At 72.3% G+C, this 23,111-nt stretch carries 18 protein-coding genes and 1 rRNA gene; 9 read left to right on the top strand and 10 right to left on the bottom strand.

Going from position 1 to position 23,111, the window contains the following annotated elements; translation table 11 throughout:
- Positions 1-271: 271 nt before the first annotated feature.
- Positions 272-826: a DJ-1/PfpI family protein gene (locus ACFXGN_RS26585; protein WP_384863962.1), complete on the top strand. Its 555-nt coding sequence runs from the start codon at positions 272-274 to the stop codon at positions 824-826.
- A 407-nt stretch (positions 827-1,233) separates the two neighbouring features.
- On the opposite strand, the gene ACFXGN_RS26580 is transcribed toward ACFXGN_RS26585, so the two are convergent.
- Complete coding sequence (locus ACFXGN_RS26580) at positions 1,234-1,905, bottom strand: HAD family hydrolase (protein ID WP_384863960.1); 672 nt, start codon at positions 1,903-1,905, stop codon at positions 1,234-1,236.
- Between the two features lie 49 nt (positions 1,906-1,954).
- On the bottom strand, positions 1,955-2,461 hold the full coding sequence (locus ACFXGN_RS26575; RefSeq protein ID WP_351782974.1) for a DUF6912 family protein: 507 nt from the start codon (positions 2,459-2,461) through the stop codon (positions 1,955-1,957).
- Between the two features lie 285 nt (positions 2,462-2,746).
- On the opposite strand from ACFXGN_RS26575, the gene ACFXGN_RS26570 reads away from it, so the two are divergent.
- A complete protein-coding gene (locus tag ACFXGN_RS26570; protein WP_384863957.1) occupies positions 2,747-3,331 on the top strand; it encodes an Rv3235 family protein in 585 nt (194 codons plus the stop codon).
- Positions 3,332-3,565: 234 nt separating this feature from the next.
- On the opposite strand, the gene secA is transcribed toward ACFXGN_RS26570, so the two are convergent.
- Positions 3,566-6,370, bottom strand: a complete 2,805-nt coding sequence (secA, locus tag ACFXGN_RS26565) for a preprotein translocase subunit SecA (protein ID WP_384863955.1) — start codon at positions 6,368-6,370, stop codon at positions 3,566-3,568.
- A 240-nt stretch (positions 6,371-6,610) separates the two neighbouring features.
- On the opposite strand from secA, the gene ACFXGN_RS26560 reads away from it, so the two are divergent.
- Both ACFXGN_RS26560 and ACFXGN_RS26555 read left to right on the top strand, forming a co-directional pair.
- Complete coding sequence (locus tag ACFXGN_RS26560; protein ID WP_384863952.1) at positions 6,611-7,198, top strand: GNAT family N-acetyltransferase; 588 nt, start codon at positions 6,611-6,613, stop codon at positions 7,196-7,198.
- A gap of 64 nt (positions 7,199-7,262) precedes the next feature.
- Positions 7,263-8,432: a winged helix-turn-helix domain-containing protein gene (locus tag ACFXGN_RS26555; protein WP_384863949.1), complete on the top strand. Its 1,170-nt coding sequence runs from the start codon at positions 7,263-7,265 to the stop codon at positions 8,430-8,432.
- Between the two features lie 207 nt (positions 8,433-8,639).
- Here ACFXGN_RS26555 and ACFXGN_RS26550 read toward each other — a convergent pair whose 3' ends face one another.
- The 6 genes from ACFXGN_RS26550 to mtrA form a co-directional block, all read right to left on the bottom strand.
- Complete coding sequence (locus ACFXGN_RS26550) at positions 8,640-9,392, bottom strand: response regulator transcription factor (protein WP_351782989.1); 753 nt, start codon at positions 9,390-9,392, stop codon at positions 8,640-8,642.
- A 196-nt stretch (positions 9,393-9,588) separates the two neighbouring features.
- Entirely contained in the window at positions 9,589-10,269 is a 681-nt protein-coding gene (gene hpf / locus ACFXGN_RS26545; protein WP_366440972.1) for a ribosome hibernation-promoting factor, HPF/YfiA family, read from the bottom strand.
- 302 nt (positions 10,270-10,571) lie between these two features.
- On the bottom strand, positions 10,572-11,384 hold the full coding sequence (locus ACFXGN_RS26540) for a ComF family protein (protein WP_384863945.1): 813 nt from the start codon (positions 11,382-11,384) through the stop codon (positions 10,572-10,574).
- Between the two features lie 296 nt (positions 11,385-11,680).
- Positions 11,681-13,549, bottom strand: a complete 1,869-nt coding sequence (locus tag ACFXGN_RS26535; RefSeq protein WP_384863942.1) for an LpqB family beta-propeller domain-containing protein — start codon at positions 13,547-13,549, stop codon at positions 11,681-11,683.
- Positions 13,539-15,563: an MtrAB system histidine kinase MtrB gene (gene mtrB / locus ACFXGN_RS26530; protein WP_384863939.1), complete on the bottom strand. Its 2,025-nt coding sequence runs from the start codon at positions 15,561-15,563 to the stop codon at positions 13,539-13,541. Before mtrB ends, ACFXGN_RS26535 begins: the two co-directional genes overlap by 11 nt.
- A 1-nt stretch (position 15,564) precedes the next feature.
- Positions 15,565-16,242 (bottom strand): two-component system response regulator MtrA, encoded by a 678-nt coding sequence (gene mtrA, locus ACFXGN_RS26525; protein ID WP_010356958.1) that lies wholly within the window; start codon positions 16,240-16,242, stop codon positions 15,565-15,567.
- 1,088 nt (positions 16,243-17,330) lie between these two features.
- On the opposite strand from mtrA, the gene ACFXGN_RS26520 reads away from it, so the two are divergent.
- From ACFXGN_RS26520 to ACFXGN_RS26500, 5 genes are read left to right on the top strand one after another with little or no spacing between them, the layout of a single operon-like run.
- On the top strand, positions 17,331-18,545 hold the full coding sequence (locus ACFXGN_RS26520; protein WP_384863934.1) for a hypothetical protein: 1,215 nt from the start codon (positions 17,331-17,333) through the stop codon (positions 18,543-18,545).
- 4 nt (positions 18,546-18,549) lie between these two features.
- Positions 18,550-19,242, top strand: coding sequence for a DUF4129 domain-containing protein (locus ACFXGN_RS26515; RefSeq protein ID WP_384863931.1), 693 nt, complete (start codon positions 18,550-18,552; stop codon positions 19,240-19,242).
- On the top strand, positions 19,239-20,435 hold the full coding sequence (locus ACFXGN_RS26510) for a DUF4350 domain-containing protein (RefSeq protein WP_384863929.1): 1,197 nt from the start codon (positions 19,239-19,241) through the stop codon (positions 20,433-20,435). The genes ACFXGN_RS26515 and ACFXGN_RS26510 overlap by 4 nt, the downstream gene beginning before the upstream one ends.
- Entirely contained in the window at positions 20,432-21,415 is a 984-nt protein-coding gene (locus ACFXGN_RS26505) for an AAA family ATPase (RefSeq protein WP_384863927.1), read from the top strand. Before ACFXGN_RS26510 ends, ACFXGN_RS26505 begins: the two co-directional genes overlap by 4 nt.
- A 12-nt stretch (positions 21,416-21,427) precedes the next feature.
- Positions 21,428-22,738 carry a DUF58 domain-containing protein gene (locus ACFXGN_RS26500; protein ID WP_384863924.1) on the top strand — a complete coding sequence of 437 codons (1,311 nt, stop codon included), beginning with the start codon at positions 21,428-21,430 and terminating at the stop codon, positions 22,736-22,738.
- A 109-nt stretch (positions 22,739-22,847) separates the two neighbouring features.
- Here the strand turns inward: ACFXGN_RS26500 and rrf are convergent.
- Positions 22,848-22,964: ribosomal RNA gene (gene rrf, locus ACFXGN_RS26495) — 5S ribosomal RNA — on the bottom strand.
- Positions 22,965-23,111 lie beyond the last annotated feature (147 nt).

The following is a 23,111-nucleotide window of genomic DNA, read 5'->3' as shown; positions in this document are numbered from 1 at the left end:
CGGCGAACGCACGGTGGGCCCGGCCGCCGTGGCGGGTCGGGCGGCGGCCGGGGGCTTCACTGCCCCCACGGCGTATCGCGCTGATCACGGCAAAAGCCTATCGCCCCCGACCCCCGAACCGTCATGAGCCGCATGTGTACAAAAGATGAGGGGGAAGTTTGACGTTCTGGACAGCGACACATGTCCTCTTGGCAAAGAGCCCCGCCGGGGGCGGCATGTGCGCGAGCATGGGCGCAGCACGGCAGACCGAAATCTGTGATCTGGGAGAGCCATGGCGAAGATCCTGATCGTGACCGGGGACGCGGCGGAGTCGCTGGAGGTGTTGTACCCGTACCAGCGGCTCCTCGAAGAGGGGTACGAGGTGGACATCGCGGCCCCGGCGCGCAAGACGCTCCGCTTCGTCGTCCATGACTTCGAGCCCGGTTTCGACACGTACACGGAGAAGCCGGGCTACACCTGGCCGGCCGATCTGGCGTTCTCCGAGGTGGACCCGGGCGCGTACGCGGCCGTGGTGATCCCGGGCGGCCGGGCGCCGGAGTACCTGCGCAACGATCCGGAGCTGCGCGAGATCCTCAAGGCGTTCTTCGACGCCGACAAGCCGGTGGCGCAGATCTGTCACGGACCGCTCCTGACGGCGGCGACGGGCAGCCTGGAGGGCCGCCGCGTCACGGCGTACCCCGCGCTGGAGCTGGACATGCGGGCGGCCGGGGCGTCCTTCGAGGACAGCGAGGCCGTGGTGGACGGCCTGCTGGTCTCCTCCCGCGCGTGGCCGGACCACCCGGTGTGGATGCGCGAGTTCCTGAAGGTGCTCCGCGCCAAGGGCTGACCCCCACGACCGCACCGCCCGGCCCCCGACGACCGGGGCCGGGGCGGTGCGGCGCCGGGCGGCGTCAGGGTCCGGCCGGTGCCGGTCACGGAGGTGTCAGCGGCCCAGCACGATCAGGGACCCGACGGAGACAGGCACCCGACGGTGTCAGAGACCCAGCACGGTCAGGGACCCGGCAGGGACAGGGCCCGGCGGGGTCAGGAGCCGGGCGGGGTCAGGAGCCCAGCAGCGGTCAGGGCTCTCGGCACCGCCGCACCCGCCGGGCAGCCCCTGACCCGCCCCTACGGCCGAGACCCCGGCGTCACCGGGCCCCGCAACACCGCGGGCCCAGCACCGCCAGGGCCCGGCGTCACCGGCCCCGCACCACCGGCCCCGGCATCGCCCGGACCCCGCGTCGCCCGGACCCGCTAGGCCAGCTCCTCCGCGACCGCCACCGCCTCCGCGAGCGAGTCGACCACGGGGACGCCCACCCGCTCCAGGGACGCCCTGCTGTGCGAGCCCCCGGTGTAGAGCACCGCCTTGGCACCCACGTGGGCCGCCGCCAGCGCGTCGTCGGCCGCGTCCCCGATGACGACCACCCGGTCCGCCCGGACGCCGCCCAGCGCCGCCAGGTGCCGCACCATGTGCGCGGACTTCCCGTCCGTCGAGGCGTCGGCCCGGCCGTCCATCCGGACGAACCGCTCGGCTATCCCGTGCCGCCGCACCAGCGGTATCAGCTCGGCGTGCGGCGCGAGCGAGAGCAGCGACTGGGTGAACCCGGACTCCTGCCGGACCGCGAGCAGCTCGGCGGCGCCGGAGGTCAGCCCGCAGCCCTCGGCCCGCGCCCAGTAGTGCCGGTGGAAGGCGCCGTCCATGACGCTCCACTCGGCGTCCGTGGGCAGCCGCCCCATGAGCCGCTCGTAGAACTTGGGCACCGGCACCGTGTACAGCTCGCGGTACCGCTCCAGAGTGATCTGTTCGAGTCCCAGCTCGGCGAAGGCGGCGTTGGTCGCCCCGATGACCGCGCCGATGTCGTCGAGCAGCGTGCCGTTCCAGTCCCAGACCAGGTGCTTGCCCCGCAAGCCGTCGTGCTTCCCCATGGAGAGGACCGTACCCGGCGACTCGGACAGTCACGTGCCGGGCCGGGAATCAGCCCAGGAGCGCGGGAATCTCCTGGACGCCGAACCAGAGCAGCTCGTGGTCCTCGGCGCCGTCCACGACGAACCGCGCGTCGTCGTCTCCCTGGTCCGCCGCCCCGAGCGCGGCGGCGGCGGCCGTGACGTCGGCCTCGGCGTCGTCCGCGTCCGCGTGCACGGCGGCGGCCTTGGCGAGCGGTACGGGCCCGGCGATCCGGACCTCGCCGACGGAAGCGGCGTCGAGCCCCGGGCCGGGGTCCGTGGCCGCGTCGCGGTCGGCGACGTCCACGGCGACGACGATCCGGCGCCGGGGCGCCCCCGGGGCCCCGGCGAGGAGGCGCAGGGAGGCGGCGGCGGCCCGGTTGAGCGCCGCGTACTCCAGCTCCTCGATGTCGTCGGAGACGTACCACTCGCGCAGGGCGGGGGTGACGGCGTAGGCGGTCAGCGGGCCGGGGCCCAGCTCGCCCGCCTCGTGCGCCTGTGCGAGACCGGGGAGGGTCAGGGGGACGTACACGCGCATGACTGGCCGCTTTCGTAGACGCATCCGTGGTCGGAGAGCCTCAGGATACGTGCGGAGTCCCCCTTCGGGGATTCCGGCCGGAGCGGGCCCGCGTCCACCCCCGCGGCGGACCTCCGGGGACCCCGGTGACCCGAATTTTCGGGCCTTCACCCGGATAGGTGATTCCGTTTTCGGACACCTTCGGCGCGGGCCGCTCCTTGCGGGGGCTCCGGCCCCACCCGTACAAGATCCCCAAGGAAAGTTACCGACTGGTACCAGCCGGTTACGCACTGACAGGGGGCCCTCATGACCAGCACGCTCACCGCCGCACCGCCCGCCGCACCCGGGCACGCCCCCTCCGGCGCCCCCGCGCCGCACCCGGCCCCCGTACCCGCCGCCCGGCCGCACCCCGCCACGGCGGCCACCCGCCCCCGCACGCCACGCCCCCGCAGCGCCCCCGGCGGACCGGCCGGCACCCGCCCGCGCGGCCACACCGGCATCCACCCCCGCCCCACCGTCCCGCGCCCCCGCACCGCCCCGGCACCCCGCGCCCTCCCCCCGCACACCGTCTTCGCCGAGCGCCTGCTCGCCGTCCTCAGCGGGGAGCGCCCGGTCCACTGGATGCTCGGCCACACCGTCGGAGAGGCGTACGAGCAGCTCGTCCGGATCGCCCCGCGCACCCCGCTGCGCTCGCTCGGTCCCCGCCCGGTGCTGCGCCGCTGCTCGGCGCAGGCGCACGACGGCAGGACCGTCCTCGAAGCCTTCGCGACGATCGCCACGGGACCGCGTCTGCGGGCCATGGCCTTCCGTCTGGAACGGGGGGCGGACCGCCGCTGGCGCTGCGCCGCCGTGGAGCTCGACGGACTCGGGACGGCGGACCGCCCGGCATGACGGAGGGGACCGGACGCCCGACGTGACGGAAGGGACGGGACCGCCCGACGTGACGGAAGGGGCAGGACCGCCCGGCACCACGGAAGCGAGCGGACGCCCGGCACCACAGAAAGGGACCGGCCGCCCGGCACCACAGAAAGGGACCGGACCGCCCGGCACGACGGAAAGGGGCCGGACGCCCATCGGGCGACCGACCCCTTCCGTCATCGGCTCAGGACCTCGGCGGTCCCGGCCTCACTTCTTGCGGCGACGCCCGCCGCCCGCGTTCTTCTGGGCCTTGCGGCGCTCGGCACGGGTCATCCCGTCGCCGCCGTCCGCGTCGTCGGAGGCGAAGTCGCCCTCGACGACACCGCCGTCACCGTCCACGCTCGGCGCGGAGAAGTGGAGCCGGTCGGGCCGCTGCGGGGCGTCGAGGCCCTTGGCGCGGATCTCCGGACGCCCGGCGGGCACCGCGTCCTGCTTGTCGAGCGAGGGAGAGCTGGCCTGCACCGGGACCTCCTCGACCTGCTGCTCGACCTGGACCTCCAGGTTGAACAGGTAGCCGACGGACTCCTCCTTGATGCCCTCCATCATGGCGGTGAACATGTCGAAGCCCTCGCGCTGGTACTCGACCAGCGGGTCCTTCTGCGCCATGGCGCGCAGACCGATGCCCTCCTGGAGGTAGTCCATCTCGTAGAGGTGCTCGCGCCACTTGCGGTCCAGGACGGACAGGACCACGCGCCGCTCCAGCTCGCGCATGATCTCCGAGCCGAGCTGCGTCTCGCGCGTCTGGTACTGCTCGTGGATGTCGTTCTTGATCGACTCGGCGATGAACTCGGCGGTGATGCCCGCCCGGTCCCCGGCCGTGTCCTCCAGCTCCTCCACGGTGACCTTCACCGGGTAGAGCTGCTTGAACGCGGTCCACAGACGGTCGAGGTCCCACTCCTCCGCGAAGCCCTCGGCGGTCTCCTGGCGGATGTAGTCGTCGATCGTGTCGTCCATGAAGTGCTGCACCTGCTCGTGCAGGTCCTCGCCCTCCAGGACGCGGCGGCGCTCGCCGTAGATGACCTGGCGCTGCCGGTTGAGCACGTCGTCGTACTTCAGGACGTTCTTGCGGGTCTCGAAGTTCTGCGTCTCGACCTGCGACTGGGCGGAGGCGATGGCCCGGGTGACCATCTTGTTCTCGATCGGCACGTCGTCCGGCACGTTGGCCATGGCCATCACGCGCTCGACCATCTGCGCCTTGAACAGGCGCATCAGGTCGTCGCCGAGCGAGAGGTAGAAGCGGGACTCGCCGGGGTCGCCCTGACGGCCGGAACGACCGCGCAGCTGGTTGTCGATGCGGCGGGACTCGTGGCGCTCGGTGCCCAGCACGTACAGCCCGCCGAGGTCCTTGACCTCCTCGAACTCCGTCTTCACGGCCTTGACGGCACGCTCCAGGGCGCCGGGCAGGGCCGCGGCCCACTCCTCGACGTGCTCGACCGGGTCCAGACCCGCCTGGCGCAGCTCGGCCTCGGCGAGGTCGTCCGGGTTGCCGCCGAGCTTGATGTCCGTACCGCGGCCCGCCATGTTCGTGGCGACGGTGACGGCGCCGCGGCGACCGGCCTGGGCGACGATGCTCGCCTCGCGGTCGTGGTGCTTGGCGTTGAGCACCTCGTGCTGCACACCGCGCTTGGAGAGCTGCTGCGAGAGGTACTCGGACTTCTCGACGGAGGTCGTGCCGACCAGGATCGGCTGCCCCTTGTCGTGCTTCTCCGCGATGTCGTCGACGACGGCGGCGAACTTGGCGACCTCGGTCCGGTAGATCAGGTCGGACTGGTCCTTGCGGATCATCGGCCTGTTCGTGGGGATCGGGACGACGCCCAGCTTGTAGATCTGGTGGAACTCGGCCGCCTCGGTCATCGCCGTACCGGTCATGCCGGAGAGCTTCGAGTACAGCAGGAAGAAGTTCTGGAGGGTGATCGTGGCGAGGGTCTGGTTCTCGTCCTTGATCGCCACCCCTTCCTTCGCCTCGATCGCCTGGTGCATACCCTCGTTGTAGCGGCGACCGGCGAGGATACGGCCGGTGTGCTCATCGACGATCATGACTTCGCCGTCCATGACGACGTAGTCCTTGTCCTTCTTGAACAGTTCCTTCGCCTTGATGGCGTTGTTCAGGTAACCGACGAGCGGGGTGTTCACCGACTCGTAGAGGTTGTCGATGCCCAGCCAGTCCTCGACCTTGGCGACACCGGCCTCGTGGATGGCGACGGTCCGCTTCTTCTCGTCGACCTCGTAGTCGCCGGTCTCCTCGATGCCCTTGAGCTGGTTGCCCGGCTCGCCCTTGGAGAGACGGGTGACGAGCTTGGCGAAGTCGCCGTACCACTTCGTCGCCTGGTCGGCCGGACCGGAGATGATCAGCGGCGTACGGGCCTCGTCGACGAGGATGGAGTCGACCTCGTCGACACAGGCGAAGTTGTGGCCGCGCTGGACGAGCTCGTCCTGGGACCACGCCATGTTGTCGCGCAGGTAGTCGAAGCCGAACTCGTTGTTCGTGCCGTACGTGATGTCGCAGCCGTACTGCTCGCGGCGCTGGGCCGGCGTCATGTTGGAGAGGATGCAGCCGATCGTCAGGCCCAGGAAGCGGTGCACCCGGCCCATCAGCTCGGAGTCGCGCTCGGCCAGGTAGTCGTTGACCGTGATCAGGTGCACGCCCTTGCCGGAGAGCGCGTTGAGGTACGCGGGAAGGGTGCCGACGAGGGTCTTGCCCTCACCGGTCTTCATCTCGGCGACATAGCCGAGGTGCAGGGCGGCGCCGCCCATCAGCTGGACGTCGTAGTGGCGCTGACCGAGCACACGCTTCGCTGCCTCGCGCACGGTCGCGAAGGCCTCGGGAAGCAGGTCGTCGAGGCTCTCGCCGTCGGCGTACCGCTGCTTGTACTCATCGGTGAGCGCCCGCAACTCGGCGTCGGAGAGGTTGACGAAGTCCTCTTCGATGGAGTTGACCTGGTCCGCGATGCGGTGCAGTTTGCGCAGGATCTTTCCTTCGCCTGCACGCATGAGCTTGTTGAAGACGGACACTGAGGCTGGTCTCCTTGCCGGTCGGGCCTGGCACTGGGTCTTGTCATGGACGCGAGCGCGGGCACGGCAGGTGGTCCCCACCGCAACGGCCATCGTAAGCGAGACCGCCCTCGCTGAGGGAGGCCCACAGTGCCGCAGCCCGTACGTCCGCCCGGAAAGAGAACGCACGAGGTGGGCGGAAGGTGCCGCCCCACCCGAAAAGTGTTCGCTTCCGGTGTCCCGGGTCACCACAATCCCGGCATGGACCCGATCACCCTCACCACCGACCGTCTCCGGCTCCGGAACTTCGTCCCGGAGGACGCCGACGCGGTGCACGCCATCTGCCAGGACCCGGACATCCTGCGCTGGACCGTCGTCCCCTCGCCGTACACCCGGCAGGACGCCGAACTGTTCCTCCAGCGCCTGGTGCCGGACGGCTGGCGGGAGGACACCGAGTACACCTTCGCGGTGGAACCCCTGGCCGGGGGCCCGCTGCTGGCCGCCGTCTCGCTGGGCAGCCGCGGCGGGGGCGTCTGGGAGGTCGGCTACTGGCTGGCCCGTGAGCACCGCGGCGCCGGGTACATGACGGAGACCGTCCGCGCCCTCGCCCACTGGGCCTTCACCCAGCTCGGCTGCGTCCGGCTGGTGTGGCGCGCCGAGGTCGGCAACACCGGCTCGCGCGCGGTGGCCGAGCGCGTCGGCTTCGTCGTCGAGGGCGTCCAGCGCGCCGGGCTCGCCTCCCGGGGCACGCTCCGGGACGGCTGGGTCGCCGCCCTCCTCCCCTCCGACTTCGGCCTTCCCAGCCCCCTGCCCCACCTCCCGGCCCAGGAGCGGCCGTCCACCCCCTGACGAGGGGGTACGGGGCCCGGGACCGGAGGCCCGGCTGTCAGTGCCGGGGCCTAGGGTGCGGTCCATGACGACTGCGCCGCGCCCCGCCGCCGAACTGTCCGCCGACGAAGCCCGCCGCATCGCGCTGCGCGCCCAGGGCTTCCTGGGGGCGCCCGACCGCCGCGCCGGGGTGCGCGGGGTGCTGCGCGCGCTCGGCCAGGTCCAGCTCGACACGATCTCGGTGCTCGCCCGCTCGCACGAGCTGATCCCGTACGCGCGGCTGGGCGCCGTCGGCCGCAGGACGGTCGAGGACGCCTACTGGAGCGGCAGCCGCGCCTTCGAGTACTGGTCGCACGCCGCCTGTGTCCTGCCCGTCGAGGAGTGGCCTCACTTCGCCTTCCGCAGGCGCGCCTACCGCGACCGCCCGCACTGGGGCCACCAGTTGTCGCCGGGGGCGTACGACAAGGTCATCGACCAGTTGCGGGCCGAGGGGCCGCGCACGGCGTCCGAGCTGGGCGGTGCGAAGAACAAGGGCGAGTGGTGGGACTGGTCCGACACGAAGATCGCCGTCGAGCGGGCGCTGACCTACGGCGAGGTGGTCGTGGTCGAGCGGCGCGGCTGGAAGCGGGTGTACGACCTGGCGGAGCGGGCCGTCCCGGGGGCGCTGCTCCATGACGACCTGGACGACACCGAGTGCGTGCGGCGGCTGGTGCGGCAGGCGGGCGAGGCGCTGGGCGTGGGCACCCGCGCGGACATCGCCGACTACCACCGGCTGAAGGGCGAGCAGTTCGACGCGGTGGTCGAGGCGGCGGGGCTCGTGCCGGTGACGGTGGCGGGCTGGTCCAAGCCCGCCTGGGCGGACCCGGCGGCGCTGGCCTCGGAGCCGCGCGGACGGCACCGTACGACGCTGCTCTCGCCGTTCGACTCGCTGATCTGGGAGCGGGCCCGCACGGAGCGGATCTTCGGCTTCGCGCACCGCCTGGAGGCGTACGTGCCGAAGCAGAAGCGGGTCCACGGCTACTTCGCGATGCCGGTGCTGGCCGGGGGCCGTCTGGTGGGCCGGGTGGACCCGGCGCGGGAGGGCCGGACGCTGGTCGCCCGGCAGGTGACGCTCGACGACCCGAAGGCGGTGCCCGCGGTGGCGCGGGCGCTGCGCGAGGCGGCGGAGTGGGTGGACTGCGACGCGGTCTCGGTGGTCCCGGACCGGGTGAGCCACCCGGAACTGGTGCCGGAGCTGATCCGCGCCCTGGGCTGACGACGGGGCGCGGGGCCGTCCGGAGGGCCCGGGGAGCGGAAGGGGCTCCTGGGGCCGCTTGAGGACGTGGGACTGGTGGGGGCCGTGGGGGTGCGGAAAGGCTCGCGAGGAGCCCCACGAGCCTTGTCAGGGAGGCCGTACCGGGCGGGAGGCGCCACGGGCCCGGCCGAAGGGGCCGGGATCTCCCCAAAAGGGCGGGGGAGGTCCCTATCGGATCTCCAGGATCTTCTCCCGCATCGCGTAGACCACGGCTTCCATCCGGGAGTGCAGCTGGAGCTTCTCCAGGATGTTCCGGACGTGGTTCTTCACGGTGTTCTCGGAGATGAACAGTTGTTTGGCGATGTCCCGGTTGTTCATTCCGGTCGCCACCAGTTTGAGGACCTCCAGCTCGCGGTCGGTGAGCCGGGGCGCGGGTACGAGCCTGCGTTCGTCGGTGCGCTGGATCATCGACTTGAACTCGGTGAGGAGTTTCGACGCCATCGAGGGGCTGATCTGCGACTGGCCGTCCGCGACCGCGCGGATCGCGGTGGCGACCTCGTCGGTGGAGATCTCCTTGAGGAGATAGCCGGTGGCGCCCGCCTTGATGGCGTCGTAGAGGTCGGCCTCCTCGTCGCTGATCGTCAACATGATGATCTTCGCGCTGGGGGCCACCTCCTTGATGGAGGTGCACGCCTCGATGCCGCCGCGCCGGGGCATCCGTACGTCCATCAGGACGATGTCGGGGAGCAGGTCGGCCGCCTTGTCGACGGCCTCGGCCCCGTCCCCGGCCTCGCCCACGACCTGGATGTCCTCCTCCTGGGCGAGAACGATCTCGAGTCCCCGGCGGAAGAGGGCGTGGTCGTCCACGACGAGGACCCGGATCGGCTCCTTGCGGAAGGTGCCGCTGTCCGGTTCCGATCCCTCCGGGACCGCCCCGCCGTGCTCGCGCCCGCTGAGCACCGGCCCGAAGCTGTCCGCCATCGTTCCTCCCCCTGAAGGCCGTGGCCTGAATTCGTATCCGGTCCTCCAACCGGTGCTCGGTGAGCATCGGTTGGCGTGCACGACATGATTTCATGCCCCGGCGGCGGCGGAGGCTTCCCGCGCGCGCGGGGGTGTCCCCGGCGGCGCGGAAAGCGCTTCCGGGGACACCTGTGCGAGGGGTACGGGCGGCGGCCGGTCAGCCGCCGAGCGCACCACCGGCGCCGCCGCCCTCGGCGAGCGGGTCGCTCTCCAGATGGATGACGCCGTAGTCGTACGCGTGCCGCCGGTAGACCACGCTCGGCTGCTTCGTGTCAGAGTCGACGAAGAGGTAGAAGTCGTGCCCGACCAGTTCCATCTCGTAGAGCGCCTGGTCGAGCGTCATCGGCGCCGCCGCGTGGGTCTTCTCGCGGACCACCAGCGGGCCTTCGCCCTGCACCTCGATCGAGCCCATCATCGTGGTGGGCACCTTGTCGGTCTCGTCGGCGACCAGCTGACCGTCGCCGTTGAGCTGGGCGGCGCCGGGCACCACGTCCCCGACCTCCGCCGCCGAAAGCCTGCCGTTCCCACGGCGGGTGTAGCGCTTGTCGTGCTGCTTCCGCAGACGCGCCTCCAGCTTGTCGCTGGCGAGGTCGAGCGCTGCGTACGGGTCGCCTGCCGCGGCTTCCGCCCGGATCACCGGGCCTCGGGAGTGGAGGGTGATCTCCACGCGGTCCGACCTGTCGGCCTGCCGCGGATTCAGCTCCTTGGACACCTCGACGTCGAGGCTGATCACCTTGCCGTCGAGCTTCTGGATCTTCTCCAGCTTCAGCTTCTCGGCCACGTGCTTGCGGAACCGCTCGGGCACCTCGGTCTTGCGGCCCTTGACGACGATGTCCACGCAGAACTCCGTTCCCGGATCGCCCGGACCGGCTCCTTGGCCGCCGGGCATCTCCCTTTGCACCAGATGCTCCGGTGGATTACCGGAGCTTCGGACTCGGCGTTTTCACCTCCTCCTCCCCAGCCGACAAGATCAAGATCCCCACCCCGTCGACATGAGGTTAATTCGCCCTGAACTCCTGTCCTGTAGGCGCAACCATGTTTTCGGCGAGCGATGGCTTTCGCCATTCCTCACAACCGAACATAGCCCCTTCGGACGGGTGTCGGCACCCGCTACCGCGACATACCTCCGTTCGGGTGCTCTCACCTCTCACCACCTGCAACGATCCAAGTTCCCGGAGAGTTCCGGTTTAATTCGAACGAAGCGGGAGAGGATGCGATCACGGCCGCGACCCGCTGTTCGAATCCGTGCTGCGTGAAACCATCCGCGGAGCCTCCCGGTATTCCGCCGGAAATGAACGGAAGGTGTACGGCTCCGAGTGCGCGGGCCGCCTCCGCGAGCGACGCCCCCGTGGTCATCAGGTCGTCCACGAGGACCACCTTTCCGGCCGCCAGGAGCCTTCCGCCGCCGGGCACGACCTCCAGCGCCCCGGAGAGGTTGGCCAGCCGTCCGCGCGCCCCCAAACCCGCCTGGTCCGCCACGGACCGGCGCTGCCGCAGCACCGGCACCATCCGCGCCGCACGCCCCGACCGCCGCAGCCGCGCCGCCGCGGCCCGCGCGATCCGTCGCGTCGGATCGTGGCCACGCGCCCGTACCGAGCGCCGCGAGGACGGCACCGGCACCAGGAGCAGCGGACCCGGTCCGAGGCGCTCCACGGGCCCGGCGGCGGTCTCCACGGCCCCGGCCAGCGCCCCGCCCAGCGGTCCGGCGAGCGCGAGCGCCCCGCGTTCCTTGTGGGCCAGGAGCACGTCCCGTACGGCCCCGGCGTAGGGCACGGCGGCGTGCACCACCGGCAGCCCGGCGGGCTCGGGCGAGGGGCGCACCCGGCGCGGTCCCTCCCCGCCCCCCGCCAGCCCGTCCGCGCACACCGGGCACAGCTCCGTCCTCGGCAGACCGCAGCCCGCGCAGGCGACCGGCAGCACCAGGCCGGCGATCTCGTGCCACCACCCCCGCATGGCTCCACTCTGCGCCCTCGCCGACTCCCGGACCACCCCTGTGGAAAACCCCCGGACCGGCCGCCGAAGTACGTCAGGTACGGACGGTCCGGGCCGGGCGAGGCGCACCGGGGCAGCCCGGACGAGCCACCGCCCCTGTCATTCCGGACATCTCGGAGACCCTGCCACCCGGTTCGTCACTGGGGTCACTGGGATTGCTGGGATTGCTGGCGTCCCCGGCCGCCCCGGCCGCCCCAGACGCCCCAGACGCCCCAGACGCCCCAGACGCCCCAGACGCCCCAGACGCCCCAGACGGATCATCCCGGGTAGATCGGTGACCGGCCCGTCTTGACCACCGGCTGCCAGTTCATCCCGGGCGCGAGCCGGACGATGCCGTCGTTGCCGGAGTAGGCGACGAGCGGTGTGGTGTCGCCGTGCGGGGCGGCCACCGACGTGACCCCGTTGAGGCCGGGGAGCACCGAGGTCGCGGAGGTCGAGCCGTCCGTCTGGAGGTAGCGGATCTGCTGGACGCCGCCCGCCTCCCTGCCGACCACGACGAGCCTGCTCGGCCCGGCCCAGGAGACGGCCGTGACGGACTCCATCCGGGGCGCGGCGGGCTGGAGGTCGAGGACGGAGACGACCGGGTCCGTCTCGGTGGTCTCCCGCTGGACCCGGCCGATCTGCAGGGTCGTACGGCCGTCCTGGGTGACGACCAGCGCGATCCGGACACCGTCCGCGGAGACCTTCAGCGAGTCGATCCTGACGTCCGGCGTCAGCCACGGCGCATTGACCCGGACGGGGTGGCCGGTGCCGTCGGGCACCATCCACAGCCGGGGCGCGGAGCGGTCGCGGTCGGCGACCCACAGGTCGCCCCGGCGGCCGTCCCAGCTCGGTGCGGAGAGCCGGTCGTCCGGCTTGGCCCCCTTGCTGCTGAGGATCGCGGGGGACGGTTCCTGCTCGGTGGTGATCGAGGAGACGAACAGGTCGCGGCCGTTCTCCCCCACCCCCGCGGCCCGGGTCTCGCCCCGGTCCACGGCGACCGACTGGAGTCGCGCCGTGTCCTTGCCGAGGGGGCCCGGCAGCTCGGCGGACCTGTCCGGCACCTTCTCCCCGAACACCAGCATCATCAGCTTGCCGTGCTCGTCGACGAAGTACGGGTTCTCGCCGCGGTCGGCGGTGCGGACGGCGGCGAACTCCGCCGCCTGCCCCTTGCCGAGCCTGCACAGCGACCGGTCGGCCGACCCCAGCAGCTCCACCTGCTCGACGCGCACGGACGTCAGGTCCCGCAGGGTGAAGAGCAGTTGCGCCGCCATCCGCCGGCACACCTCGCCGCCCACCAGGTCGGCCCGGTCGTTGAGCGGCACCTTCAGCGTGGACTGGTCGTCGGTGGTCAGCGTGGTGACGCCCTTCCGCAGCTCCGTACCGGAGGGGAAGCTGGAGTCGACGGCGGGCTTCAGCCAGTTCGTGGGGCCTTCGAGGAGCGCCTTGACCGTCTGCGTCACCGGGTCCATCCGGGTGACGGGGTCCTGCCGCTGCCGGATGTAGACGGGGTCGGCGACGACCCAGTCCTCCCGGGAGGCGAAGTAGTACTTGTTGACCGAGCGGTAGTTGCGCAGGAAATCGGCCTCGCCGAGCACCAGCCCGGGCGGGAGGCTGTCGATGCGCCACTCCTTGCCCTTGCCGTTGACGGTGGGCTGCTGGACGACGTGGATCGCCTTGAGGTACTCGACGGGGCTGTTCGGCTGGTACGCGTGCCGGGCGTCCACGGTCGCGATCTTGCGGCCGGAGAGCGGATAGGCCTTGCCCTGCTCGTCCGGGTCGGCGTTGCGGTCGGCCTGGTCGCGGTTGGGCGCGGTGGTGAGCACGGTGATGCTCTGCTCCGGCCGCCAGCTCGCCGCCGCCTTCTTCGTCAGGTACTTGCGGGCCGTGGCGAATCCGGGGTCGTCGCTGGTCATCGCTTCGAGGAAGCCGTCGACGATCTCGTCCGGGTCCGCGCTCTCCCGGGGGGCCACGGCGTACACCCGTACCTGCGAGTCGCCCTGGTTGACGCCCTTCACGGCCTGCACCTCCCCGCTGTCGGGCATCGTCGCGCACCCGCTCACCAGGATTCCGCCGCAGGCGGCGAGGACCGCCGCCCTCGTCCGCGTCCCGCGTCCCACGAGCCCCTCCCGGGAGTCAGCGCCCACGTGTCCCGTCCTCCCGCTCGGTGTTCCCGCCGCCCCCGGCCGTCGTCTGACCGGCCCCGGCGCCCACTCCGTCGCCGTCCGCCGCGCCCCGCGCCACGACCCGCGCGCCGCTCCCGGGCAGCGCCGTCGGATCGACGGTCGCCCGGGGCGGCGCGGGCAGCCTCGGCGGTACGGGAAGCTGCGCGCGGTCGCTCCCGGACTGCGCCGGTACGGCCGACAGGCGCGCGTTCTCCTGCGCCCGCCCGGCCGCCGCCTGTTCCCGGTTGCGTCGCGAGTCCTCGGGCTCCAGGGGTATCGGGGAGCCCCTGAGCGGTTCGTCGGCGGTGCGCGGCAGGGTGAGCCGGAACTGCGAGCCGCCCCCGGCCTCTCCCCACGCCTGGAGCCAGCCGCCGTGCAGCCGCGCGTCCTCGACGGCGATCGAGAGGCCGAGACCGGTACCGCCGGTGGTCCGCGCGCGGGCGGGGTCGGCCCGCCAGAACCGGTTGAACACCCGGGTCGCCTCGCCCGGCTTCAGCCCGACGCCGTAGTCCCGGACGGCGACGGCGACGGCGCCACCGGCGGCGGCCAGTTTCACCACCACGTCCTTGCCCTCGCCGTGCTCCACGGCGTTGACGACGAGGTTGCGCAGCACCCGCTCGACCCGGCGGGCGTCGGCCTCGGCCACCACCGGCTGCCGGTCGCCGACGACGACGATCCTGCTGCCCTTGCGCTCGGCGAGGGGCTCGGCGCCGCTGATGACCCGGCGCACGACCTGCCGCAGGTCTATCGGCTCGGCCTCGAGAGCCGCCGCGCCCGCGTCGAAGCGGCTGATCTCCAGGAGGTCGGCGAGCAGCGACTCGAACCGGTCGAGCTGGTCACCGAGCAGTTCGGCGGAACGGGCGGTGACGGGGTCGAAGTCGACGCGTGCCTCGTGGATGACGTCGGCGGCCATCCGGACCGTGGTCAGCGGGGTGCGCAGCTCGTGCGAGACGTCCGAGACGAACCGCCGCTGCATCCGCGACAGCTCCTCCAGCTGCTGGATCTTGAGCTGGAGGCTCTGGGCCATCTTGTTGAAGGCTTCGCCGAGGCGCGCGATGTCGTCCTCGCCGGTGACCTTCATCCGTTCCTGGAGGCGCCCGGCGGAGAGCCGTTCGGCGATCCCCGCGGCCATCCGGACGGGTGTGACGACCTGGCGGACCATGAGCCAGGCGATGGCGCCCAGCAGGACGACGACGAACAGTCCCGCCGTCGCCAGCGTGCCCTTGACCAGGGTGAGGGAGTCCTCCTCCTGGGTCAGCGGGAAGAGGTAGTACAGCTCGTACTGGGTGCCCTCGGCGTCGTTCATCCGCTTGCCGATCACCAGCCCGGCCTCGGGGGCCTTGCCGCTGGTGTAGTGGATGCTGGTGAACTGCTGGAAGGTGTCCGTGCTCTGCGCCACCGAGTGGCGCAGGTCGGCGGGGATGCTCGTGGTCGGGTCGACCTCGCCGGAGGCGCGGGCGCCCCGGCTCGCGGTGTCGCCGCTGTCGAGGGAGAGCGCCACCACGTTGAAGGCGCTCTGCCCGCCGCTGGCGAGCTGCTCGACGAGCGTGGACCGCCAGTTCACCGAGGCTCCGGCCCGCCCGCCGTCCTGCTGCCCGGGGGCGGAGGAGGTGGTGGCCGCCCGGTCCTGCGCGGCCGAGAACCCACCGGCGGCCTGGCTCTGCGCGGCCCTCTCCTTGGCGTCGAGGAGCCCGTTGCGGACCTGTCCGATGACGACGAGGCCGAGCAGCAGGACGACCCCGAGGGACATCAGCAGGGTGCCCGCGACGATCCTCAGCTGGATGTTCCGCCGCCACAGCCGTACGGCGGGCAGCAGCGGGCGGCGCACCCACCGGGCGACGAGCCGGATGACCGGCCCGCCGGGCGTCCCGTCCTGGAGCAGCCGTCCGCCGCGCGGCAGGCGGCCGGAACGCGAGCCCCCCCGCCCCGGTCCGGCAGCCCGCCCCGTACGGACTCCCGGGTCACCGGGCTTCGGAGCAGTACTGCCCGTACTCATGTCAGCTGGGTCCCGCCTTGTAGCCGACGCCCCGGACGGTCACCACGATCTCCGGGCGCTCCGGGTCCTTCTCGACCTTCGAGCGCAGCCGCTGGACGTGCACGTTCACCAGACGGGTGTCGGCCGCGTGCCGGTAGCCCCAGACCTGCTCCAGCAGGACCTCACGGGTGAAGACCTGCCACGGCTTGCGGGCCAGCGCGACGAGCAGGTCGAACTCCAGCGGGGTCAGGGCGATGGACTGCCCGTCCCGCTTCACGGAGTGCCCGGCCACGTCGATGACCAGGTCACCGATGGTCAGCTGCTCGGGAGCCGGTTCCTCGGACCGCCGCAGCCGCGCCCGGATGCGGGCGACCAGCTCCTTGGGCTTGAACGGCTTCACGATGTAGTCGTCGGCCCCGGACTCCAGGCCCACGACGACATCGACCGTGTCGCTCTTGGCCGTGAGCATCACGATCGGCACTCCCGACTCGGCCCTGATGAGCCGGCACACCTCGATGCCGTCCCTTCCGGGCAGCATCAGGTCGAGCAGCACCAGATCGGGCTTGGCCTCGCGGAAAGCTGCGAGCGCCTTGTCACCGTCCGCGACGAACGACGGCTCGAACCCTTCACCCCGCAGCACGATGCCGAGCATCTCGGCCAGTGCGGTGTCGTCGTCGACGACAAGAACGCGTCCCTTCATGTCGACATCATCCCATTTCCGTATCAGTCTGAAGGCGGCTGGTGAGATACCTCACTGGCCTGCGGCGACGTCCGAGTGCGCTCGCCGTGAACCGCCGGTGTCTGTGGGTGTTGATGCCAGACATGGATGTCAGCCCGTGGCCCCCGTGGTCGCCCCGAACCGTACCTCGCGGCGCCTGGTAAAGCCCATGGGAGGGCTGGCCCGATCGACGGACCCGCCCCGGCGGAGGAGACCCGCCCGGCGAGACCGCCGACACCCCCGGGGAAAACCCGCTCGCCCCCTCTCGGCCGCGAGCCCGCCCACGAGCACCCACCGAACCAGGCCGTACGACCCCGGCGGCGCGGCCGACGAGAGTCCGCCCGACCGACCGGCGGCCCTCCCGGTCTTCTCCTTCCGTACGCGGGACCCGCGAGGGGACCGACACGCCGGGGAGACGGACCGGTGATCCACCCCGCCACCCGGCACGAATGGAGACAGGAGGCCCGGCCACCAGCGGCGTACGGGATCGCCCCGCTGCTCACCAGCGGAATGGAGCGGGAGTCCGCAGGAGACCCGTCGCCACTCCGGCCGACACACCCTGAACCCGATCGAGATCGGGTTCAGGGTCCCCTTCCCCGCCGCTCCCCAGCACCTCGGCGCTCCCCCAGTACCTCGCCGCTCCCCCGGCACCTCGGCACTCCCCCCGGCCACCGGCCCACCGGAGTCCCGTGGCCGACGATCTCGCAGAACGCCCTGGGCGTCCCAGGCGTCCCCTCGACCGATTCGACCGATCGGCACCTGCCGGGACACTCTCCACACCCCGGCCCACGGCGCCTCCCCGGCCCGCGCCACGCCCTGCCGGGTCGTGGCCCGCCCGCCCCGCCGCCACGCGCTTCGCTTGCTCCGATCGGGTGTCCGCACGGTGCTCCGCCCGCCCGCTCACCCCCGAAGGTCCGGACAAAGGTACGAACGACGGCACCTGTCCGGCCCACGGGCGGGCCCCGCGTGGCACGATGGCACCCGGCCCGCCGCCATGTCCGGTGTCGGCCGCCGTGACCGAGCCGGCACGCCGATCCGGCACCGCGACCATTCCTCCGAGGTGGACGACCGTGAACGACACTCCGGGCTGGACCTCGCCCGGATCCGCCCCCTCCGACGGCCAGGACGGCCCCGGTGTGCCCCGGCCCGCGGCTCCGGCCGACGAGAACGGCTCCGCCCCCCAGTGGTCGAAGGACCAGCCGCCCGGGGGCCAGTGGTCCCCGCCGACCCAGCAGACCCCGCCTCCGGCGCAGGGCCCCGGCTGGGGCGCTCCGCCGCCGAACGTCCACTGGGGCAAGCCCCCGGCCGCCAAGCCCGGTGTGATCCCGCTGCGCCCGCTGGGCATGGGCGAGATCCTCGACGGCGCCGTGAAGACCCTGCGCACCTACTGGCGCCCGGTCCTGACGATCACCGTCGTGGTCGCGCTGCTCTCCCAGACGGTCAGCGTCCTGGCCCAGCGCTATCTCGTCCCCCAGGCCCCGGCCACGAACCCGGACGCCTCTCCCGCCGAGATGCTCGAAGAGTCCATCGAAGCCGCCCAGGTGTCCCTGCTCGGCATGGGCCCCTCCCTGCTGGTCACGCTCATGGCGTCCGTGGCGAGCGCGGCACTGCTGACCGTCATCATCAGCCGCGCCGTGCTCGGCCGCCCGGTGACACTGGGCTCCGCCTGGCAGGAGGCCCGTCCCCGGCTGCTCCAGCTCATCGGCCTGACCCTGCTGCTGGCCGTCCTCGGCGCGGGCGTCGTCACCGTCGCCCTGCTCCCCGGGTTCCTCGTCGGAGGTGGCGCGGGGGCGTTCCTGGCCTTCCTCGGCGGCCTCGGCGGCCTCGTGGCCGTCGTCTGGCTGATGGTCCGCTTCAGCCTCGCCTCCCCGGCCCTGATGCTGGAACGCCAGGGCGTGTTCCCGTCCCTGAAGCGCTCGGCCAAGCTGGTCCAGGGCTCCTGGTGGCGGATCTTCGGGATCACCGCGCTCACCCAACTGCTGATCTTCGTCATCGCGATGATCATCGCGATCCCGTTCACGATCATCGGCATCGCGATCGACAGCGACGGCTTCTCCGGGCTGCTCTCCGGCTCCAGCACGACCTTCGGCTGGCCGTTCCTGATCGTCACGGGCATCGGCGGAGTCATCACCAGCGCGATCACGTACCCCATCTCGGCAGGTGTGACGGTCCTTCTCTACGTGGACCAGCGCATCCGCCGCGAAGCCCTGGACCTCGAACTCGCCCGGTCCGCGGGCCTTCCGGGCTACGGCCCCGCACCGGGCACCCAGACCGCCGGAGGCTGATGCCGTGAGGGTCACGGGGGGAACGACCACGGCACCGGCGCGGCTCCGTGCCGACGGTGACGTACCGGTGGACCTCTCCCGGCTCCCCGCCCGCGAGGCGGCGGAGCGGGAGCTGTCCGAGCCGATGTACCACGAGAACGATCCGAACTTCCTCCAGCGCGGCCTCGACCGCTTCTGGGAGTGGGTCGGCGACCTCTTCGCGTCGGCTTCCGGAGCCACCCCGGGCGGAGTCATCGGCCTCGTCGTGGTCGTCCTGCTCGTGGCCGCCGTCGCCGCCGCCCTGTGGTGGCGGCTCGGCACTCCCCGACGCACCCCCGGCGCCCCTGCCGACTCCCTCTTCGAGGACGGCCCCCGCACCGCCCGGGAACACCGCGCGGCGGCCGTCCGCCACGCCTCCTCAGGCCACTGGAACCAGGCCGTCCAGGAACGGATGCGCGCCATCGTCCGCTCCCTGGAGGAACGCGCCCTGATCGACCCCCGGCCCGGCCGCACCGCCGACGAGGCCGCCGCCGAGGCGGGCCGCTCTCTGCCGTCCCACGCCGACGCCCTGCGCCTCGCGGTCCGCGCCTTCGACGACGTCACATACGGTGGCCGCACCGCCGACGAAGCCACGTACCGCCGGGTCGAGGAACTGGACACGGCCCTGGAACGGACCCGCCCCACCTTCGGCACCACCGCCCCGGGAACCCCCGCATGAGCCGCCCGGCCGTCAGCGCCACCTCGACCGCCGCCACCGCACACCAGTGGTGGACCCGGGCCCGGGGCGTGCTCCTCCTCGTCGTCCTGATCCTCATCGGGGGGATCGTCCTCGCCACGGTGCGGTCCACCGGCTCCCACGGGGCCCTCGATCCCCGATCCGCCGACCCCCACGGCAGCCGGGCCGTCGCCGAACTCCTCAAGGACCGCGGCGTCACGGTCACTCTCGCCACCACCCTCGACGAGGCCACCGCCGCGACCGGCCCCGACGCGACCCTCCTGGTCACCACCCCCGACCTCCTGACGAAGAGCCAGCAGTCCACGCTCCACCGGGCCTTCGCGGACACCACCGCCCGCACCGTCCTCATCGGCGCGGGCGCCGCCTCCCTCCCCGTCCTGGCCCCGGACGTCTCCACCGACCTCAGCACCCCTGTCCGGAACCGCGCCCCCGCCTGCACCTTCCCTGGCGCCGTCCACGCGGGCAGCGTCGACCTCGGCGGCGAGCGCTACCGCGTCCGCCCCGGCACCACCGCCGACTCCTGCTACCCCGCCGACGGCCTGCCGACCCTGGTCCGCCTCCCCGGCTCCGGCACCACCGACACCGTCCTCCTCGGCTCGCCCGACATCCTCCACAACAACCGTCTCGACCAGCAGGGCAACGCCTCGCTCGCCCTCCGGCTCCTCGGCTCCCGGCCCCATCTCGTCTGGTACCTCCCCGCGCTCTCCGACGCCTCCGCCACCGCCCCCTCCGACGGTGACGTCACCGCCGACTTCCTCACCCTCGTCCCCTCCGGCTGGCTGTGGGGCACCCTCCAACTCGCCGTCGCGGCCCTCCTCGCCGCCGTCTGGCGCGCCCGCCGCCTCGGCCCCCTGGTGACCGAACGCCTGCCCGTCACCCTCCGCGCCTCCGAGGCCACCGAGGGCCGCGCCCGCCTCTACCGCAAGGCGGACGCGCGCGACCGCGCCGCCGCCGTCCTGCGCACCGCGACCCGCACCCGGATCGCCCCGCTCCTCGGCGTCTCCGCCCAGGACGCCCACTCCTCCGAGCACCTCCTCCCGGCGCTCTCCGCCCGTCTCCCCGGGACCGCGGATCACGGAACCCTCCTCTTCGGCCCGGCTCCCGCCGACGACGCCGCCCTCATCCGCCTCGCGGACCAACTCGACGCCCTCGAAAGAGAGGTACGCACCTCATGAGCGCCCCGACCCCCGAGACCGCTACGGACTCGGACAGCGCCCGCGCCTCCCTGGAGGCCCTGCGCACCGAGATCGCCAAGGCCGTGGTCGGCCAGGACCCCGCCGTCACCGGTCTCGTCGTCGCCCTGCTCTGCCGGGGGCACGTCCTCCTCGAAGGCGTCCCCGGAGTCGCCAAGACCCTGCTGGTCCGCGCGCTCGCCGCCACCCTCGAACTCGACACCAAGCGCGTCCAGTTCACCCCCGACCTGATGCCGAGCGATGTCACCGGCTCCCTGGTCTACGACACCCGGACCTCCGAGTTCTCCTTCCAGCCCGGCCCGGTCTTCACCAACCTCCTCCTCGCCGACGAGATCAACCGGACGCCCCCGAAGACCCAGTCCTCCCTCCTGGAGGCGATGGAGGAGCACCAGGTCACGGTCGACGGCACCCCCCGTCCGCTCCCCGAGCCCTTCCTCGTCGCCGCGACCCAGAACCCCGTCGAGTACGAGGGCACCTATCCCCTGCCCGAGGCCCAACTGGACCGCTTCCTGCTGAAGCTGACGGTCCCGCTGCCCTCCCGCGCGGACGAGGTCCAGGTCCTCACCCGTCACGCCGGGGGCTTCGACCCCCGCGACCTGAAGGCCGCGGGCATCCGCCCCGTCGCGGGCCCCGCCGAGCTCCGAGCGGCCCGGACCGCCGTCGCCGAGGTGTCGGTCTCCAGCGAGATCGCCGGCTATGTCGTCGATATCTGTCGTGCCACGCGTGAATCCCCCTCACTCACCCTCGGAGTCTCTCCCCGAGGCGCCACCGCCCTGCTCTCCACCGCCCGCGCCTGGGCCTGGCTGACCGGCCGGGACTACGTCACCCCGGACGATGTGAAGGCCCTCGCTCTCCCCACCCTGCGTCATCGCATCCACCTGCGGCCCGAGGCCGAGATGGAGGGAGTCACTCCCGACTCCGTCATCAACTCCGTCCTCGCCCACGTCCCCGTACCCCGCTGAGAACGACGCCCCATGGCCCTCACCGGACGAACCGCGCTGCTAGCCGCCCTCGGGTCACTCCCCGTCGGCATCCTCGCCCCCAGCTGGGCGGGGATGCTCGCCGTGAACGCGCCCCTCTCCCTCGCAATTCTGTGCGACTACGCCTTGGCGGCGCCAGTACGAACGCTCCAATTCACCCGAAGTGGTGATACATCCGTTCGACTCGGTGACGCGGCGGACGTCCAGCTCACGGTCACCAACCCGTCCCGTCGGCGCCTCCGGGCCCAGCTCCGCGACGCCTGGCCGCCCAGCAGTTGGCTCCCCGGCACCGAACAGGCGGCCTCACGCCAGCGCCTGACCGTGCCCGCGGGCGAACGCCGCCGTCTCACCACGAGCCTGCGCCCGACCCGCCGCGGCGACCGCCGGGCCGCCCGCGTGACGGTCCGTTCGTACGGCCCCCTCGGTCTCGCGGCCCGTCAGGGCAACCACGAGGTCCCGTGGACGGTCCGCGTCCTGCCGCCCTTCACCAGCCGCAAGCACCTGCCGTCCCGTCTGGCCCGCCTCCGTGAACTCGACGGCCGCACCAGTGTGCTGACCCGAGGCGAGGGCACCGAGTTCGACAGCCTCCGCGAGTACGTCCCCGGCGACGACACCCGCTCGATCGACTGGCGCGCCACGGCCCGCCAGAGCACGGTCGCCGTCCGCACCTGGCGCCCCGAGCGCGACCGCCACATCCTCGTCGTCCTTGACACCGGCCGCACTTCGGCCGGCCGTGTCGGTGACGTCCCCCGGCTGGACGCCTCGATGGACGCGGCTCTCCTCCTGACCGCGCTCGCCTCCCGTGCGGGTGACCGCGTGGACCTGCTGGCCTACGACCGTCGGCTCCGCGCCCAGGTCCAGGGCCGGTCCTCCAGGGACGTCCTGCCCGCCGTGGTCGACGCCCTCGCCCCGCTCGAACCCGAGCTGGTGGAGACGGACGCCCGTGGTCTGGCCGCGACCGCCCTCGCCCGCGCTCCCCGCCGCTCCCTGATCGTCCTCCTGACGAGCCTGGACGCCGCTCCTATCGAGGAGGGCCTGCTCCCGGTCCTGCCTCAGCTGACCCGGCGCCACACGGTCCTGGTGGCGTCCGTGGCGGATCCCCAGGTCGCCCGCATGGCCGCGAGCCGGGGCACGATCGAGAACGTCTACGAGGCTGCCGCCGCCACCGGGACCCAGTCCCAGCGCGCCCGGACCGCCGACCAGCTCCGTCGCCACGGCGTCACGGTCGTGGACGCCGTTCCCGGCTCTCTCGCCCCGGCACTGGCGGACGCCTATCTCGCACTGAAAGCGGCTGGCCGCCTCTGAAAGGAAAAAGCCCCGGGGCTTCGGCCTCCGGGGCTTTTCCTTGTTCCCGCGGGTGAACGCAAAAATGCCTCAACCCCCGGACAGAGTCCGGGGGTTGAGGCTAAAAATTGTTCGGCGGTGTCCTACTCTCCCACAGGGTCCCCCCTGCAGTACCATCGGCGCTGAAAGGCTTAGCTTCCGGGTTCGGAATGTAACCGGGCGTTTCCCTAACGCTATGACCACCGAAACACTATGAAGATATGAACCGCCGCACCACCCAAAGGGGGGCGTGTTCGTTACTTCAGAACTAACACAGTGGACGCGAGCAACTGAGGACAAGCCCTCGGCCTATTAGTACCGGTCAGCTCCACCCATTACTGGGCTTCCACATCCG

The sequence above is a fragment of the Streptomyces sp. NPDC059247 genome, from assembly GCF_042754005.1.
GTDB lineage: Bacteria > Actinomycetota > Actinomycetes > Streptomycetales > Streptomycetaceae > Streptomyces.
The sequence above is the reverse complement of the archived record's forward strand: the minus strand, read 5'-3'. Positions and strand labels throughout refer to the sequence as shown.